This window comes from Actinophytocola sp., assembly GCF_035942955.1.
In the GTDB taxonomy this organism is placed as follows: Bacteria; Actinomycetota; Actinomycetes; order Mycobacteriales; family Pseudonocardiaceae; genus DASYTH01.
Genome location: NZ_DASZCQ010000133.1, coordinates 1 through 15,108 on the forward strand (window position 1 = coordinate 1; position 15,108 = coordinate 15,108).

Sequence of the window (15,108 nt, forward strand, 5' to 3'; positions counted from 1 at the left end):
CCGCCGCGGCGGTGCCCGGACCCGGCATGGTCAGGTGCACCTCCACCACCCGATTGCTGGTGTCGGTGCCGAACACCAAATCCACGGCAACGTCGGCCTCAAGCTGGGCGAATGTGCGGGGTTCGTTGCCCAGTGCCTTCAACGCTCGGGCTCGGTCGGCGATGACCGCGTGGGCGGTGGCGATCTTTTCGGCGCTGTGGTGGATGGTCAGCGCCGCCATCCCCGGTTCGGTGGGGTAGGCATCGACCCGCCGCCCCCGTAGCTGTTCCCGACGGCGTTCCTCGGCGCCCTCCGGATCCACCGCCAACACCACCCTGGCCAACGCATTGCGTAGCTGGGTGGGGGTCTGCTGGCCGGCCTTGTCCAGCACCTGGGCTTCCACGGCCAGGGCGTGGTCGTCGGACAACTCGGCGACGGCGTCGGCGATCAGTTGGGCCTGGTACTCCTCGATCCACCCCTGATCCAACGCCACCAACGTCTGCGGCAGCCGCTCGACCAGAGTCCTCGCGAACTTCAGGCGGCGTTGCGCGGCGCGGTCGGAGATGCGCAGCTGGGTGGCCACCTCCAGGTAGGCAAACTCATCACCCTCGGTATCCCGGGCGTAGGCGGCCAACTGGCGCAACTGGACAGCCTGGTAGTGACCAATCAGGACACCGGCCAACGCCGCGTCCCCGAGGAGATCCCGAGGCTCGGTCGTGGGGTGGTGGTCCTGGATGACGAGCACACCGACACGCTAGCCGTCCCCACCGACAATTCCGGAGGATCACCAGCCGGCGAGGGTGGCGGTGGAGGCTAGCGCGCCGCAGAGGCCGGCGAGCACAGTGGCGATGGTTGTCGACCTGGTGCGGGCCAGGAGGATGCCGGTCTGGCACAGGCCGATGCAGGCGATGGCGGGGAGGATTGTCCACTCCGGACCGTATGGTGCGGCGCGGGCGATCAGGAGCATGGGTAGCCAGAATCGGGTGGCGATCAGGATGGGGAGTCGGGGGCGGTGGGGTGGCTGGGTTGCGTGGTGGGCGCCTAGGCACACCATGATGAGGGTCAGCGGGAGGATGTCCCAGTGGGTCGTGATGGCCGAGAGGTAGGTGGCAAGGCCTGCGACGAGTGTGCTGGTGATGGCGATCTGGCGGCGGATGTTGCGGGGGCGGAGGTCGTAGACGGCGTCGGACAGGGTGGGGTCGTCCGTTGTGTCGCGGTGGGCGAGGGCGGTCGTCATGCTGACGATGTGCATTCCGGATAGGACGGTGAGGATGGCGATCAGGGTGGTGGGGGCGAGAAGGTCGGCGCTGGAGGGTGCCGACAGGATGGCCGGGATTGCGTAGGTGGCCAGGTCGACGGGGTGGAGGTTGACGTGGCGGATCCGGATCGAGTGGGCCAGGCGCTGAAGGGGCGTCGGGGGTGGGCCGAGTGGGCCGGGCACGTCGGGGTGGACGACTCTGCGGATCGTCGGGCGGTGCTCGCTGATGGTCATGGGGCTACCTCGATTTTAGGCCGCGCGCATCCTGGGTCCCGCCGTGGTGAGGTGGTCGAGCAGCATCTCCGAGGTGAGCGCGCGGTCGTCGAGCAGGGGGTCGTTGCGCAGCAGGGCCAGGTGCAGGGTCTGGATCCGGGCGGACGGCTCGATCCCGAGCTCCTGCAGCATCCGCTTGCGGAAGCGCATGAACACGTCGAGCGCCGCCGAGGTGCGCCCGGCCCGGTGCAGCGCGGTCATCAGCATCACGTGGGCGGACTCGTGCAGCGGATGCTCGACCACGACCGACGCCAGCTCGCTGATCATCTCCCGGTGCAGGCCGAGGCATAAGTCGGCCTCGATTCGCATGGTCTGGGCGTAGAACCTGCGCTCATCCAACCGAGCCGCGTGCGCCCGCAGCTGCGTTCCCCATTGCAGCTCCGGGATGACCGGACCGCGCCACAGCGCGAGCGACTGCCGCAGGTTGTGCGCCGCCTTCTCGTAGTCGCCCGCGTGCAGCTCGGCGCTGCCCGCGGTGACCAGCCGCTCGAACTCGGTGATGTCCAACTGGTCGGCGTCGACCAGCAGGGTGTACCCGCCGGAATGGGTCAGCAGCAGCTGCTGGTTCACGTACTCGGTCGTGACGCCCAACGCGTTGCGGAACAGCTTGCGTAACTTGAAGACGTACGTCTGCACGGTCGCCTGAGCGGTGCGCGGCGGCTCGCTCTCCCACAGCTCCCTGGTCAGCGCCGACGCCGCCACCGACCGGTTCGCGTTGAACAGCAACGTCGCCAGCACGGCGCGCAGCTTCGGCGCGCTCGGGGCGACGTCGACGTTGCCGTGCTTCATGACCAGCGGGCCCAACAGTTCGAAGCGCAGGTCCGGCACCGAACGCCGACCCTGGTCCGGAGTGGCGGGGTTGGTCAACAGGCTGTCCTCGAGCAGCATCGCGAGGAGGTTGCGCTTCTCCTCAGCTGACATCAAGCCCAACTCGCTCAATTGCAGAGTCATCTCAGGGCCTCGCTATCACTCCGATCCACTGCGCCTAGCTTTCTGCGCACCATCAACGCTATGCGCCGGGGTGGTCGAGGGACAGTGACCACGTCACGAATGGACGATGAGGAAACCCTCCGGCAGGGGTGACCAGGTCGCACGGCAGCCGACCGCACATGCCCGCCGGCGCCGTGTGACCTGGCCCGAGCCCGAGGGTGCTACCGGAGTCGGATGCGGACCGGCAGTCGGTAGGCGGCGCGGACGAACGCTGACCTGCGCCACGGGATGCCCTCCCGCGGCTTGGCGAGCTCGATGTGCGGAAACCGGAGGAAGAGCTCCCGCAGCGCGATCGTGACCTGCAGGGTGGCCAGGCGGCGGCTCGCCGTGTGCTCCGGCGCATCCTCCATCACCAGCTTGGCGGGTACGGGACAGATGCGTGTCATCTCACTCTCGCTGGCAGTCCGTAGGAGGCGCGGATGAAGTGGGCCCTGCGCCACGGGATCCGGTCCCGGGGCACGGTGACCTCGAGGTCGGGGAAGCGGAGGAAGAGCTCGCGCAGCGCGATCGTGACCTCCAGGGTGGCCAGCGCGTGGCCGGGGCAGAAGTGCGGGCCCTGACCGAAGGCGAGGTGACGGTCGTTGCCGGGGCGGAAGATGTCGAGCTCATGTGGATCGGGGAAGGCCTCGGGATCCCGGTTGGCCGCCTGCATGCTGAGCAGCACCGTGTCCCCCGCGGAGATCGGCTGCCCGGCGATGACCAGGTCCTCGGTGGCGAACCGCCGGAAGCCGCGCAGCACAGGGCCGTTCCGGCGGAGCAGTTCCTGGATCGCCGCCGGAAACAACTCGGGCTCGGCACGCAGCTTCGCAAGCTGCTCCGGATGCTCCAACAGGTCCAAAGTAGACGCGGTGAGCATGCCCGCGGTCGTGTCGTAGCCCGACATGTACAGGATGATCACGAGCGTCACGACGTGCTCGATCGGCAGCAGTTCGCCGTCGTCGTCCGTCGTGGTCGCCCAGTGGGAGATCAGGTCGTCGGTCGGCTCGGCGCGCCGGGCCATGGCGAGCTCGGCGATGATCTGGCCGAGCTCGACGTCGGCGTAGTCGAACGCAGCGCCGAGCGGATCGGTCTCGGTGGCGTGCTCGGTCCGGGTGTCGGACAGGGCGAACTCGGCGTCGGTGACCGCAAGGACTCGGTCGAGGTGCCAGTCGGGCAGGCCAAGGATCCCACTGACCACCGAGATCGGCAGCGGCGCGAAGAACGACCGCATCAGGTCGAGCGCACCGTCGTTCTCCGCGGCTTCCCGCTCGACCCGGTCGAGCAGCTCCGCCACGATCTCGTGAATCCTTGGCTCGATCTTGGCAATGCGCCGCGGGGTGAACGCGAAGTTGATCAGACGACGGGTCGCGGTGTGCTCGGGCGGATCCTGCATCACCAGCAGGCAGTCGTCCTGTCCCTCCGGATACCCGGTGTTGGTGTAGTCGGGCCCGGCGTACTTCCGTTGCCGGGCAAGGCGCTGATCCCGCAGCCCGGCGCGCACCTCCTCGTACCCGGTGACCAGCCACACCGGGATCCCGTCCGGCAGGCACACCCGATGGATCCGGCCCCGCTCGGCGAACCCGGCGTGCACCCGGTGGGGATCGGGCCAGTACGCGTCGTCGATCGGCATCGGATTGGCATGCATCGGGCAGGTGCGTGTCATCGTTCGCCTCCTGGGTCGCCGCCGGCTCAGTCGTTCGTCCGGATGATGACCGGCAGTCCGTAGGATGCCCGGCTGAAATGGGACCTGCGCCACGGAATCCGCTCCCGGGGAACGGCGAGCTCGATGTGCGGAAACCGGAGGAAGAGCTCCCGCAGCGCGATCGTGATCTCGAGGGTGGCCAGCGCGAAGCCCGGGCAGTAGTGCGGGCCCCCACCGAAGGCGATGTGGAGGGTGTTGCTCGGGCGGAAGATGTCCAGCTCCTGCGGGTCGGTGAAGACCGAGGGATCCCGGTTGGCCGCGTTGATGCCGAGCAGCACCGTGTCCCCCGCGGAGATCGGCTGCCCGGCGATGACCATGTCCTCTGTGGCGAACCGCCGGAAGCCGCGCATCACCGAGCTGTTGCGGCGCAGCAACTCCTCCACCGCGTCGGGGAACAGCTCGGGGTTGGCGCGCAGCTTCGCGAGCTGGTCCGGGTTTTCCAGCAGGTCCACCGTGGCCGACGTGAGCGTGCCGGCGGTGGTGTCGTAGCCGCCCTGGATCCCGACGAACACGTACGTGAGGACGTCGTGCATCGGAAGCAGCTCGCCGTCCTCGTCCGTCGCGTTCGCCCAGTAGGAGATCAGGTCGTCGGTGGGGTTGGCGCGCCGGGATTCGATGAGCTCGACGATGAGCTGGGCGAGCTCGTCCTCGGCCGTTTGAACCGCGGCGCCCATGGGATCGGCCCGGTCGGCCCGCTCGGTCCGATCGTCGGCAAGAGTGAACTCGGCGTTCGCGACCATGAGGATCTGGTCGAAATGCCGCTCGGGAACGCCGAGCATCCCCATGATCACCAGGAGCGGCATCCTCATGAAGAACGACCGAAGGATGTCGACCGCGCCGTCGTTCTCCGCGGCTTCCCGCTCCACCTCGTCGAGCAGCTTCTCCGCGATCTCCTGGATCCTCGGCCGGGCGGCCGCGATGCGCCGCGGGGTGAACGCCCAGTTGATCAGGCGGCGGGTCGCCGTGTGCTCCGGGGGATCCTCCATCACCAGCTTGGCCTCCGGCTGCCCCTCCGGATACGTGGTGTTGGTGTAGTCGGGGCCGGCGTACTTTCGCTGCCGGGCAAGGCGCTGGTCCCGAAGGAGGGTACGCACCTCCTCGTATCCGGTGACCAGCCACACCGGGATACCGTCCGGCAGGCACACCCGATGGATCGGGCCCTGCTCGGCCAACCTGGCATGCGTGGGGTGCGGATCGGGCCAGTAGTCCTCGTCGATCGGCATCGGGTTCGAATGCACGGGGCAGGTACGTGTCATCGTCGCCTCTCGGTTCGCCGCACAACACCTGACTGTCAGGGTGGCACCGGTCCGGTAATTGCCCGGTCATTGTTCGGTGTGTGGCTCCCCGGTGTATGTCGACCCGGCCGGCGCCACCCCGCTATATTCATGGTGCAAATAGTTTCGTGATCGCCCCGTTCGGTTCTCCTGGGCGATTTCTGTTGCCCATATCCGTTGTCTACATGGGACGGTGTCATGAAGACGGTGACCAAGCTCGGGGTGTTCGCGGGCGCCCTCGTCGTGGTGTTCAGCAACGCCTACATGGTCGGTCAGGCGCTCGGCTACAGCCCGGCCGGTCCGACCGCGGCCGCCGCGGCCGCCGAAGAGGACGGCCCGGCCGGACTGATGATCTCCCAGGAGAGCCTGACCCTCAAGGTGCTCAACGACACCTTCCCGGCCGGCGCCCAGCAGACGCTCGCCTTCCAGATCCTCGAGCGGGACGGCAAGCCGCTGCAACGGTTCACGCCGCAGCACGACAAGCTGCTGCACCTGATCGTCGCGCGGCGCGACCTGTCCCACTTCCAGCACGTGCATCCGAACCTCGGCCCGGACGGCACCTGGCGGATCCCGCTGACCTTCCCGGAGGCCGGCGAGTACAAGATCTTCGCCGACTTCATGCCGGCCTGGGGCATTCACTCGATCACGCTCGGCACGGACATCTCGGTGTCCGGCGACTACCGGCCACGGCCGCTGCCGCCGGTGTCGAGCACCGCGACCGTCGAGGACTACACGGTGACCATGAGCGGCAGGCCCGTCCCCGGACAGAGCAGCAGGCTCACCCTGCACCTGGCCAAGAACGGCACGCCGGTCACCGACCTCGAGCCCTACCTCGCCGCCTACGGGCACCTGGTCGCCCTGCGGGACGGGGACCTGGCGTACATCCACGTCCACCCGGACGGCACACCGGGCGACGGAAAGACCAAGCCCGGCCCGGAGATCGTGTTCTTCACCGAGGTGCCCAGCTTCGGCGCCTACCGGATGTTCCTCGACTTCCAGCACCAGGGCGTGGTCCGCACCGCGGCGTTCACGGTGAACGTCGATGGGCCGAACCCGCCGCCGCACGGCCTGACGCCCGAGCAGTTCGAAGCCGCCAAGGCCAAGAACCTCAACGGCGGCAGCGGTTCCGGTCAGACCGGGGAATCCGGCCACGGCCACGGAGGCTGAGCCGAGCACAAACGTTGCCCGCCGCGCGCCGCGCGGCGGGCAACTTTTGGTGTCTAGGCGGCGTCCTGAGCGAGTGGCTCCGGGCCGTAGGTGATGCGCACGATGCCGTCCGGGTGGCGCTCGGCCACCGCGGTCACCCCGAACACGCTGGCCAGGATCTCCGGGCTGAGCACGTCGAGAACCGGGCCGGCGGCGACGACCCGGCCACCGTCGAGCACGACGAGCCGGTGGCAGCTGCGGGCGGCCAGGTCGAGGTCGTGGAGCACGGCCAGGGTGGTCACGCCGACCACCCGGACCAGGTCGAGCAGCTCGAAGCGGGCGCGGATGTCCAGGTGGTTGGTCGGCTCGTCGAGCACCAGCAGCGCGGGCTGCTGAGCGAGGGCCCTGGCGAGCAGCACCCGCTGGCGTTCACCGCCGGACAGTGAGCCGTACAACCGGTCGACGAACGGCAGCATCCCGGTTCGCTCCAACGACTCCCGGATAATCTGGTGGTCCTCTTTGGATTCGCGGTCGAACAGGCCGTGGTGCGGGGTGCGGCCGAGCGCGACCACCTCGCCCACGGTGAGCCCCGGCGGCGTCGGGCTGTTCTGCAGCACGGCGGCGGTGCGCCGCGCGGCGGCCCGTGCGGACAGCGACCACACGTCGTCCCCGCCGAGGCGCACCACACCCGTCGCCGGGCGGGCCGATCGGTAGATGGTGCGCAGCAGGGTGGACTTGCCGCTGCCGTTCGGGCCGATCAGCCCGACGAACTCGCCGGGGCTCACCTCGAGGCTGACGTCGCGCAGGATCTGCTTGCCGGCCAGCGTGACGGATACGTCCTGCACCTGAAGTTTCATGACTCGGCCATGCTCCGATCCCGGCGCATCAGCCAGATGAAGAACGGCGCGCCGAACAAGGCGGTCAGGATGTTCAACGGCAGCTCGTTCGGCGGATCCAGGGTGCGCGACAGGAGGTCCACCGCCACCAGGTAGATCGCGCCGACGACGGCCGCAAGCGGCAGCAGCCGCCGGTGGTCGGACCCGAAGGCCATCCGCACCAGGTGCGGGATCATCAGGCCGACGAACCCGATCCCGCCGGCCACCGCGATCAGCACGCCGGCCACCAGCGAGGTGAGCACGATCAGGACGAGCCGCAGCCGGCGCACGTCGATGCCAAGCGCGGTCGCCGACTCGTCCCCGGTCACCAGCGCGTTGAGCTGGCGGCCGAACAGGGTCAGCAGCAGGGTGGCGGCGACCACCACGACGCCGGCGACCCGCAACTGGTCCCAGTGCGCGCCGGCCACGCTGCCGAGCAGCCAGAACATGATCTGCCGCATGTTGTTGGGCTCGGCCTGCAGTTGCAGGACGCTGGTGATGGACGTGAAGACGTAGCTGACCGCGACCCCGGACAGCACGAGGCGGACCGGGTTGAGCCTGCCGCGCTGCTGCCCGAGCAGGAACACCAGCGCCACCGCGAGCATCGCGCCGAGGAACGCTGCCGTCGACACGCCGAGCCCGCCGAGGGCGCCCGCGCCGAACGCCATCACGACAACGGCGCCGACCGAGCCACCGGAGGAGACGCCGAGGATGTACGGATCGGCGAGCGGGTTGCTCACCAGCGCCTGCAGCACGACACCGGCTACGGACAGGCCGGCGCCGGCAAGGGCGGCCAGCAGGACCCGGGGAATCCGGAAGTTCCAGATGATCTGGTCGAGCGCGGGATCGACGACCACACCCTGGCCGGTGACGTGCCCGACGACGATCCGCCAGCTGTCGGCCAGCGACACCGACACCGACCCGACGCCGGCCGCGATCAGGATCACGACGACGAGCAGTCCACAGAGGACCGCCAGGCACAGCGGCAGCGGCACGGCGTGGAACGGTGCGGGCCGCGGCGCCCTGGCTTGACGCGGCCTGGCGGTCGACCGGAGTTTCAGCATCGTCATGGCGGTCAGAACGCCTCGGGATGGACGGCGCGGGCGAGGCGCTCGACGGCGACGTCGTTGCTGGGGCCGAAGTAGATCGAGTCGGACAGCACGACGTAGCGCTTGGTCCGTGCCGCGTCCCACTGCGGGAACTGGTCGAGCAGCTTGCGGGCGTCGGCGTCGGGGTCCTGGCTCATGAAGTTGACCACCAGCAGCGCGTCCACGTCGGCCGCCGCCACCTGCTCTCGGCTGAGGTTGGCGAAGATGTCGTCGGTGACGCCCGCGAACGCGTTCTCCGCGCCGGCCTTGGCGAAGATGTCGTTCCAGATCCCGTTGCCGCCGACGGAGCTGAACTCGCCGCCCATCGCCATGCCGGGAATGATGAGCATCACCTTCTGCTTCGGCAGGTCCTTGACCTTCGCGGTCATCGTCGCGATCCGCCGCTCGGACTCGGCGATGAGCCGCTCCGCGCGGTCGCCCACCCCGAAGATCTTGCCGAGGTCGCGCAGCAGCTGGTAGCTGTCCGCAATGGACGGCGTGCCGCTCACCTTGCCCACGCCGAGGCAGGAGCTGGCCGGCGCGTAGGAGTTGGCGCCGACCGCGCGCAGGTCGTCGCGGGTGGCGAACCCGGCCTCCGGGCGGAACCCGCCGTCGTAGGTGGAGATGACGAAGTCCGGCCGCAGGCCGATCATCGCCTCCCGCGGGATGTCCATCATGTCGTTGAGCTTGACGCCGCCGGTGGGCAGCTTGGCGATCTCGTCGACCCGGCCGGGCACGTCGGACGCTCCGTAGGACTGCGCGTTGGCGATGATCCGGTCGCCGAGACCGAGCGCCAGCATCGACGAGACCTCGGCCACCGAGCCGCCGTTCATGACCACCACCCGGCTCGGCGCGGTGTTGAACGTGTAGTCCTTGCCGCAGTTGCTGATCGTCACCGGGTAGCCGCTCGCCGCGCCGCCACCGGGCGATGTGGCGGCGTTCGTGGTGGTGACGCACGCCGTCGCGGTCAGGCAGGCGAAGGCGGCCGCGGTGGCCAGCAAGGCTCGCTTAGCTGACATTCTCGTTACTCCTCAACTGGTTGAGCCGGGCACTGAGCAGGCTCGTCCCGGCGGCCAGCACGGCCAGCAGGACGGCCGTCGCGGTGAACGCTCCGGCGTGCTCGGCTTGTCCGAAGGGGACGCTGGGATCTCCGGGCGGGCCGCCGAGGACCGTCCGGTACCAGATGCCGGCGACGGCGACCCCGAGCGCAAGGCCGAGCTGGGTGGTGGTGACCGCGATGCCGGCCGCGGCGCCGGCGTCCGCCGGCCGGACCCGGCTCAGGATCCCGGCGGTCAGCGGCGCCACCACCAGGCCCTGTGCCAGTCCGGCGACGCCGATCAGCAGGCCGAGCGGCACGGGTTGCCATGAGGCGGGCAGTTGCGCGGCTGTGCCCATGGCGAGCACGGTCGCCGCCACCAGTGCGCTGCCGGCGACCGGCATCGGCACGGAGATCCGGTGCTGCAGCGATGCGCTGACCGACGAGCTGACGGCGAACCCGAAGCCAAGCGGGACGAACATCAGGCTGGCGCTCAACGGGTCGAAGCCCAGCCCGGTCTGCAGGTAGTAGGTGAAGACCAGGAACAGGCCGGCGTTGCCGGCAAAGTTCGCCGCCACGGTCAGCAGGCTGAGCGGCATGCCCCGGCAGACCAGCACCCGCGGCGGGAACAGCGGGTCGCGGGACCGGTCCACCAACCGGCGCTGCTGCACCACGAGCGCGCACCCACCGAACACGGCGGCCAGCCCGCACAGCCACACCCACGCCGGCCAGCCGCGGCCGGGGCCGAACACCAGCGGGGTCAGCAGCGCCGGCAGCACGACCATGGTCAGTGCGGCGCCGGCCAGGTCGAGCCGCTGGGAGCCGCCCGGCCTCGTGCGCACGATCGTCTGCCCGAGCAGCAGGATCGCAAGTCCAATGGGAACGTTGATGAGCAGTGCGGCCCGCCAGCCCAACCCGGCGATGTCCATTTGGACCAGGATCCCGCCGCCCGCGATGCCGGCGATCACGCCCAACCCGATCACCATGCCGTACAGGCCGATCGCCCGCGCCCGCTGCGCCGCGTCGTGGAACGTCGTGCGCACGATGGCCAGGACCTGGGGCGCCATGAACGCCGCCGCGGCGCCCTGCGCGAACCGCGCGGCGATCAGCAGCTCCGCGGTCGGCGCCAGCCCGCACAGCAGCGAGGTGAACGTGAACGCGGCGACGCCGCCAAGGAAGACCGGCCGGTGCCCGATCCGGTCACCGAGCCGGGCGCCGGTGACCAGGAACGCGGCGAAGGCGAGCACGTAGGCCGCGCCGACGAACTGGATCTGGTCGAACCCGGCGTGCAGGTCCGCCTGTATCGACGGGCTGGCCACGTTCACGATGAACCCGTCGACCTGGCCCATGAACGTCGCGGCCAGCGCCGTGCCGAGCCCGAGCCATTCTTTCCGACCGGCGGTCGCGGGCGGGTCCAGGATGTCGGTCATGAGGCCATCCTTGGTCGGAGGACTTCGGCAAGCGTCGTGCCGATCTGAGCGAGTGGCTTCGGTTGGGTCATGCCGTTGTGCGTGCAGGTGATCCGGACGCTGTGCAGCCACCCGTCGACGTGTGGCTCCCAGGCTGACGGCTCCGGCCAGTCCGGCGGCTTTCCCTCCGTGGCAACGAACAGCAACACGTCGCCGGTGAACCGGCCCGGCGTGTGCTCGGCGCCGATGCGGGAGTTGTTGACGAAGACCCGGTGCAGCGCGTCGAGCCGCCGCTCGTCCAGCTCGCCGAGCTGCTGGTCGAGGATCTCGGCCAGGAAGCCCTCCCTGGTCACCTGTGGACGATCGGTGCGCCACGCGGCGGGGATCGGGAACGAGTCGAGCAGGGCGAGCAGGGCGCAGTGCTCACCGGCGGCCTGCAGCTGCACCGCAATCTCGTGGGCCACGAGGCCGCCGAACGACCAGCCGAGCAGGTGGTACGGCCCGCGGGGCGCGACGGTGCGGATCCGGTTCACGCAGTCGGCGGCGACCTCGGTGACCGCCGCCGGAAGCGGCTCGTCGCCGGTGATGCCGCGGGACTGCAGGCCGTAGACCGGTTGGTCGGGGCCGAGGCTGGCGAGCAGCCCGGCGTAGGACCAGCCAAGTCCGGTGGCCGGCGCCACGCAGAACAGCGGCGGCGCGGTCCCCTTGCGCCGCAAGGGAAGCAGCACATCCAGCGAATCCTCCTCCGCCTCGCCGCCGAGCCGCTCGGCGAGCGCGGCGACCGTCGGCGCCTCGAACACCGCGCGGATTCCCAGGTTGACGCCGAACTCGGCGCGGACCCGGCCGATCAGCCGGGCCACCAGCAGGGAATGCCCGCCGAGGGAGAAGAAGTCGTCGTCGATGCCGATCTCCGGCACGCCGAGCGTCTCGCCGAACAGCGTGCAGAGCACCTGCTCGCGCGAATTTCGCGGGGGCCGCCCGGCGGCCGTCACGGCCGGATCCGGCGCGGGCAGCGCCGCGCGGTCCAGCTTGCCGTTGGCGTTGAGCGGCAGGCGGTCAAGCGTGCGGAACACGGGCGGCACCATGTAGTCCGGCAGCCGTCCGGCGAGGAATGCCCGCAGCTCCGCCGGCTCCGGACGGGAGTCACCGGTGGGCACGAGATAGGCGACCAGGCGGTCGTCGCGGACGGCCACGGCGGTCTGGCCGACCGCCGGATGTCCATTCAGGACAGCCTCGATCTCGCCGAGCTCGATCCGGAAGCCGCGGATCTTCACCTGGTCGTCGGCGCGGCCGAGGAACTCCAGGTTGCCGTCCGGCCGCCACCTGGCCAGGTCGCCGGTGCGGTACATCCGCGAGCCCGGCGGGCCGAACGGGTCGTCGAGGAAACGCTGCGCGGTCAGGTCCGGCCGGTTGTGGTAGCCGCGGGCCAGCGGCGTGCCGGCCAGGTACAGCTCGCCGACGACGCCCGGAGGCACCAGTTGCCGGGCGGCGTCCAGCACGTACGCCCTGGTGTTGGCGATCGGGCGGCCCACGATCGGCTCCGCGCTGTCGGACAGCCGGCAGAACAGCGTGTCGACCGTGCATTCGGTGGGACCGTAGAGGTTGTAGCCGGTGAGTTCGGGCGTGTCCCGCAGGGCCGCCCACAGCGCGGCGCCGGCCGCCTCGCCGCCGAGCGCCACCACGGCGGGACGGTGCCGGCCGGGCTCGAGCAGCCCGGCGGACACCAGCTCCTCGGCGTAGGTCGGGGTGATGTCCAGGAAGTCGATCCGGTTGTCCCGGATGTACTCGAGCATCAGCTCGGGCTCGCGGCGCACGTCGTCGTCGAGGAAGTGCAGCTCGTGCCCGGCGAGCATCCCGAGTAGACCTTCCCAGGACGTGTCGAACGACAGCGAGGCGGACAGCGCAAGGCGCAGCCGCGCGGAGCCGGCCGCCCGCGCGAAGATCTCGTCGCGGTGCTGGTGGAAGAGGTTGACCATCCCCCGGTGCTCGATCACCGCGCCCTTCGGGCGACCCGTGGATCCTGAGGTGTAGATGAGGCAGAGTGGGTTGTCCTGCCTGAGTTCAGCGATCCGGTCGGCGTCGGTCAGTGGCGCATCCCGGTATCCGGCAAGGAGATCCGGCTCGTCCAGCACGACGACCGGGGTGGCGCCGAGCGGTGCGGCGCCGGCGAGTCCGGCCGTGGTGACCAGGAGGACCGGCTTGCTGTCCGCCAGCATGAACTCGATGCGCTCGGCGGGATAGTCCGGGTCGATCGGCACGTAGGCGGCGCCGGCCTTGAGCACGGCCAGCAACGCGACGATCGCGTGTGATGTTCTCGGCAGCAGCAGGCCCACGTAGCGCTCGGGTCCGGCGCCGTGCTCGACAAGCAGCCGGGCCAGTTGGTTGGCCTGGCGGTCAAGCTCGGCGAACGAGAGCGCGGCGTCGCCGGCGACCAGAGCCGACGCGTCCGGGGTAAGCGCCGCCCGAGCCTCGAGCAGCTCGGGCACGGTGGCCGTCGGCAGCTCGCGGCCGGTGTCGTTCCATTCCACCAGCAGCCTGTGCCGCTCGTCGCCGACGAGCAGGTCGGCCCGAGCTACCGCCGCCGCCGGGTCGGCCGTGAGCCGCGTCAGCACGGTGAGGAACCGGTGCAGGTGCCCGGAGATCTCGTCCTCGTCGTAACAGGCGGGGTTGGCGTCGATGGTGATCCGGGTGCCGGCGCCGTCCGCGCGGTGGTAGACGTGGATCACCAGGTCCTCGACCAGCCCGGCGCTGACGTTGTGCACGGTGCCGCGGTGCCCGGCGAAGCTCAGGTCGTAGTCGAACGGCATGATGTTGATCGACGGGCCGAACAGCCTGCGGTCGCTGGCGACCAGCGTGAGGTCGCGGCGCAGCTGCTCGTAGCGGTACCGCGCGTGTGGCGCGCTGGCGCGCACCTCGGCGGCCACCCGCCGGGTCAGGTCCGCCAGGCTCGCGCCCGCGTCCACCCGGACCCGCACCGGCACCACGTTCGTCACCATGCACGGCACCCGCAGCGACTTCGTGCCGAGCCGGCACATGACCGGCAGCGCGAGCAGGACCTCCGGCGCACCGGTCATCCGGTGCAGGTACCCGGCGAAGGCCGCGATGAGCACCTCGGTCCAAACCGCACCGGCCGCGGTCGCCGCGGACCGTAGCAGCTCCATCGTGGACTGGTCGAGATCGGCGGACCGGCGGATCACGGTGCGGGACAGCGGCCCCGACCGGTTGGCGAGGACGACCGGTTCCGGCCGGTCGGCGGACCGGGCGAGCCAGAAGTCGCGGTCGGCCGCGTGCCGCTCCGACGACCGGTACGCGGCGTCCTCCTCGACCACCTCGAGCAGGGAGCCGAACCAGGAGTCCGCAGGCGCCCGGCCGGCCGCGAGCGCCGTGTACACCTCGGCGACCCTGCGCGCCACGAGGGAGAACCCGTAGCCGTCGAGCGCGATGTGGTGCACCCGGTGGTACCACAGGAAACGCCGCGGCCCGGCGCGGAACAGCGCATGCCCGAAGAGCGGGCCGCGGCCGAGGTCGACCGGATGCGTCAGGTCGTGACGCATCCATGCCTCGGCCGCGGCGACCGGATCCGGTTCGCGGCTCACGTCGGCGATGTGCATCGTCCACTGTGGAGCCTGACCGGGCAGCTGCCGCGGTCGCCCGTCCTCGCCGGTGACGAAGCGGACGTTCACGGCCTCGGTCTCGGCGACCACCCGGCGGACCGCGGCCTCGAACAACCGCTCGTCCACGGGTCCCCGGATCTCCACGTACTCGGCCGTGTTGAACGCGGGGTTGCCGTGATCGAACTGCTGGCCGGTCCAGATGCCCTCGGCGGCGGCCGACAGGGGCCAACCCCCGCCGGGCTCAGGCCGCATCCGGGACCGTCCCGGTTCGGGTGGTCAGCAGCGGCAACCAGCCATCGAGCGTCGGCCGCTCGGCGAGCTCAAGAAACGTGACCTCGGCGCCCACCGCACGCCACCGCTCGAGCAGCGTCATGAGCCGGATGGAGTCCAGCCCGATCTCGAACAGGTTCTGGTCGGCCGGAACCTCATCGAGATGCAGAACCTCCGCGACATCCGCGCGCACACGGGCCGGGGTGAGCATGGCC

The 15,108-nt window shown here is 70.3% G+C and carries 13 protein-coding genes; 1 reads left to right on the plus strand and 12 read right to left on the minus strand.

Features of this window, described 5'->3' with window-relative positions:
• From VGX25_RS13460 to VGX25_RS13485, 6 genes are all read right to left on the minus strand, one after another.
• A partial coding sequence (locus VGX25_RS13460; protein WP_326918077.1) for a DUF222 domain-containing protein occupies positions 1–661 on the minus strand: 661 nt, incomplete at its 3' end.
• Positions 662–763: 102 nt separating this feature from the next.
• Entirely contained in the window at positions 764–1,471 is a 708-nt protein-coding gene (locus VGX25_RS13465) for a hypothetical protein (RefSeq protein WP_326918078.1), read from the minus strand.
• Positions 1,472–1,486: 15 nt separating this feature from the next.
• Entirely contained in the window at positions 1,487–2,431 is a 945-nt protein-coding gene (locus tag VGX25_RS13470; RefSeq protein ID WP_326918079.1) for an AfsR/SARP family transcriptional regulator, read from the minus strand.
• Between the two features lie 230 nt (positions 2,432–2,661).
• Positions 2,662–2,886, minus strand: a complete 225-nt coding sequence (locus VGX25_RS13475; protein WP_326918080.1) for a hypothetical protein — start codon at positions 2,884–2,886, stop codon at positions 2,662–2,664.
• Positions 2,883–4,109 carry a cytochrome P450 gene (locus tag VGX25_RS13480; protein WP_326918081.1) on the minus strand — a complete coding sequence of 409 codons (1,227 nt, stop codon included), beginning with the start codon at positions 4,107–4,109 and terminating at the stop codon, positions 2,883–2,885. The genes VGX25_RS13475 and VGX25_RS13480 overlap by 4 nt, the downstream gene beginning before the upstream one ends.
• A gap of 59 nt (positions 4,110–4,168) precedes the next feature.
• Positions 4,169–5,404: a cytochrome P450 gene (locus VGX25_RS13485; protein WP_326918083.1), complete on the minus strand. Its 1,236-nt coding sequence runs from the start codon at positions 5,402–5,404 to the stop codon at positions 4,169–4,171.
• A 249-nt stretch (positions 5,405–5,653) separates the two neighbouring features.
• On the opposite strand from VGX25_RS13485, the gene VGX25_RS13490 reads away from it, so the two are divergent.
• The gene (locus tag VGX25_RS13490; protein WP_326918084.1) at positions 5,654–6,622 is read left to right on the plus strand and encodes a hypothetical protein; all 969 of its coding nucleotides are present in this window, start codon (positions 5,654–5,656) and stop codon (positions 6,620–6,622) included.
• Between the two features lie 53 nt (positions 6,623–6,675).
• Here the strand turns inward: VGX25_RS13490 and VGX25_RS13495 are convergent, their stop codons facing one another.
• The 6 genes from VGX25_RS13495 to VGX25_RS13520 are packed head-to-tail and all read right to left on the minus strand — an operon-like array spanning position 6,676 to position 15,086.
• Positions 6,676–7,458 (minus strand): ABC transporter ATP-binding protein, encoded by a 783-nt coding sequence (locus VGX25_RS13495; protein WP_326918085.1) that lies wholly within the window; start codon positions 7,456–7,458, stop codon positions 6,676–6,678.
• Positions 7,455–8,546, minus strand: coding sequence for an iron ABC transporter permease (locus tag VGX25_RS13500; protein WP_326918086.1), 1,092 nt, complete (start codon positions 8,544–8,546; stop codon positions 7,455–7,457). Before VGX25_RS13500 ends, VGX25_RS13495 begins: the two co-directional genes overlap by 4 nt.
• Positions 8,547–8,551: 5 nt before the next feature.
• Positions 8,552–9,583 carry an ABC transporter substrate-binding protein gene (locus VGX25_RS13505; protein ID WP_326918087.1) on the minus strand — a complete coding sequence of 344 codons (1,032 nt, stop codon included), beginning with the start codon at positions 9,581–9,583 and terminating at the stop codon, positions 8,552–8,554.
• Entirely contained in the window at positions 9,573–11,030 is a 1,458-nt protein-coding gene (locus VGX25_RS13510) for an MFS transporter (RefSeq protein ID WP_326918088.1), read from the minus strand. Before VGX25_RS13510 ends, VGX25_RS13505 begins: the two co-directional genes overlap by 11 nt.
• A complete protein-coding gene (locus VGX25_RS13515) occupies positions 11,027–14,875 on the minus strand; it encodes an amino acid adenylation domain-containing protein (protein WP_326918090.1) in 3,849 nt (1,282 codons plus the stop codon). Before VGX25_RS13515 ends, VGX25_RS13510 begins: the two co-directional genes overlap by 4 nt.
• Positions 14,865–15,086, minus strand: coding sequence for a phosphopantetheine-binding protein (locus VGX25_RS13520; RefSeq protein ID WP_326918091.1), 222 nt, complete (start codon positions 15,084–15,086; stop codon positions 14,865–14,867). The genes VGX25_RS13515 and VGX25_RS13520 overlap by 11 nt, the downstream gene beginning before the upstream one ends.
• Positions 15,087–15,108 lie beyond the last annotated feature (22 nt).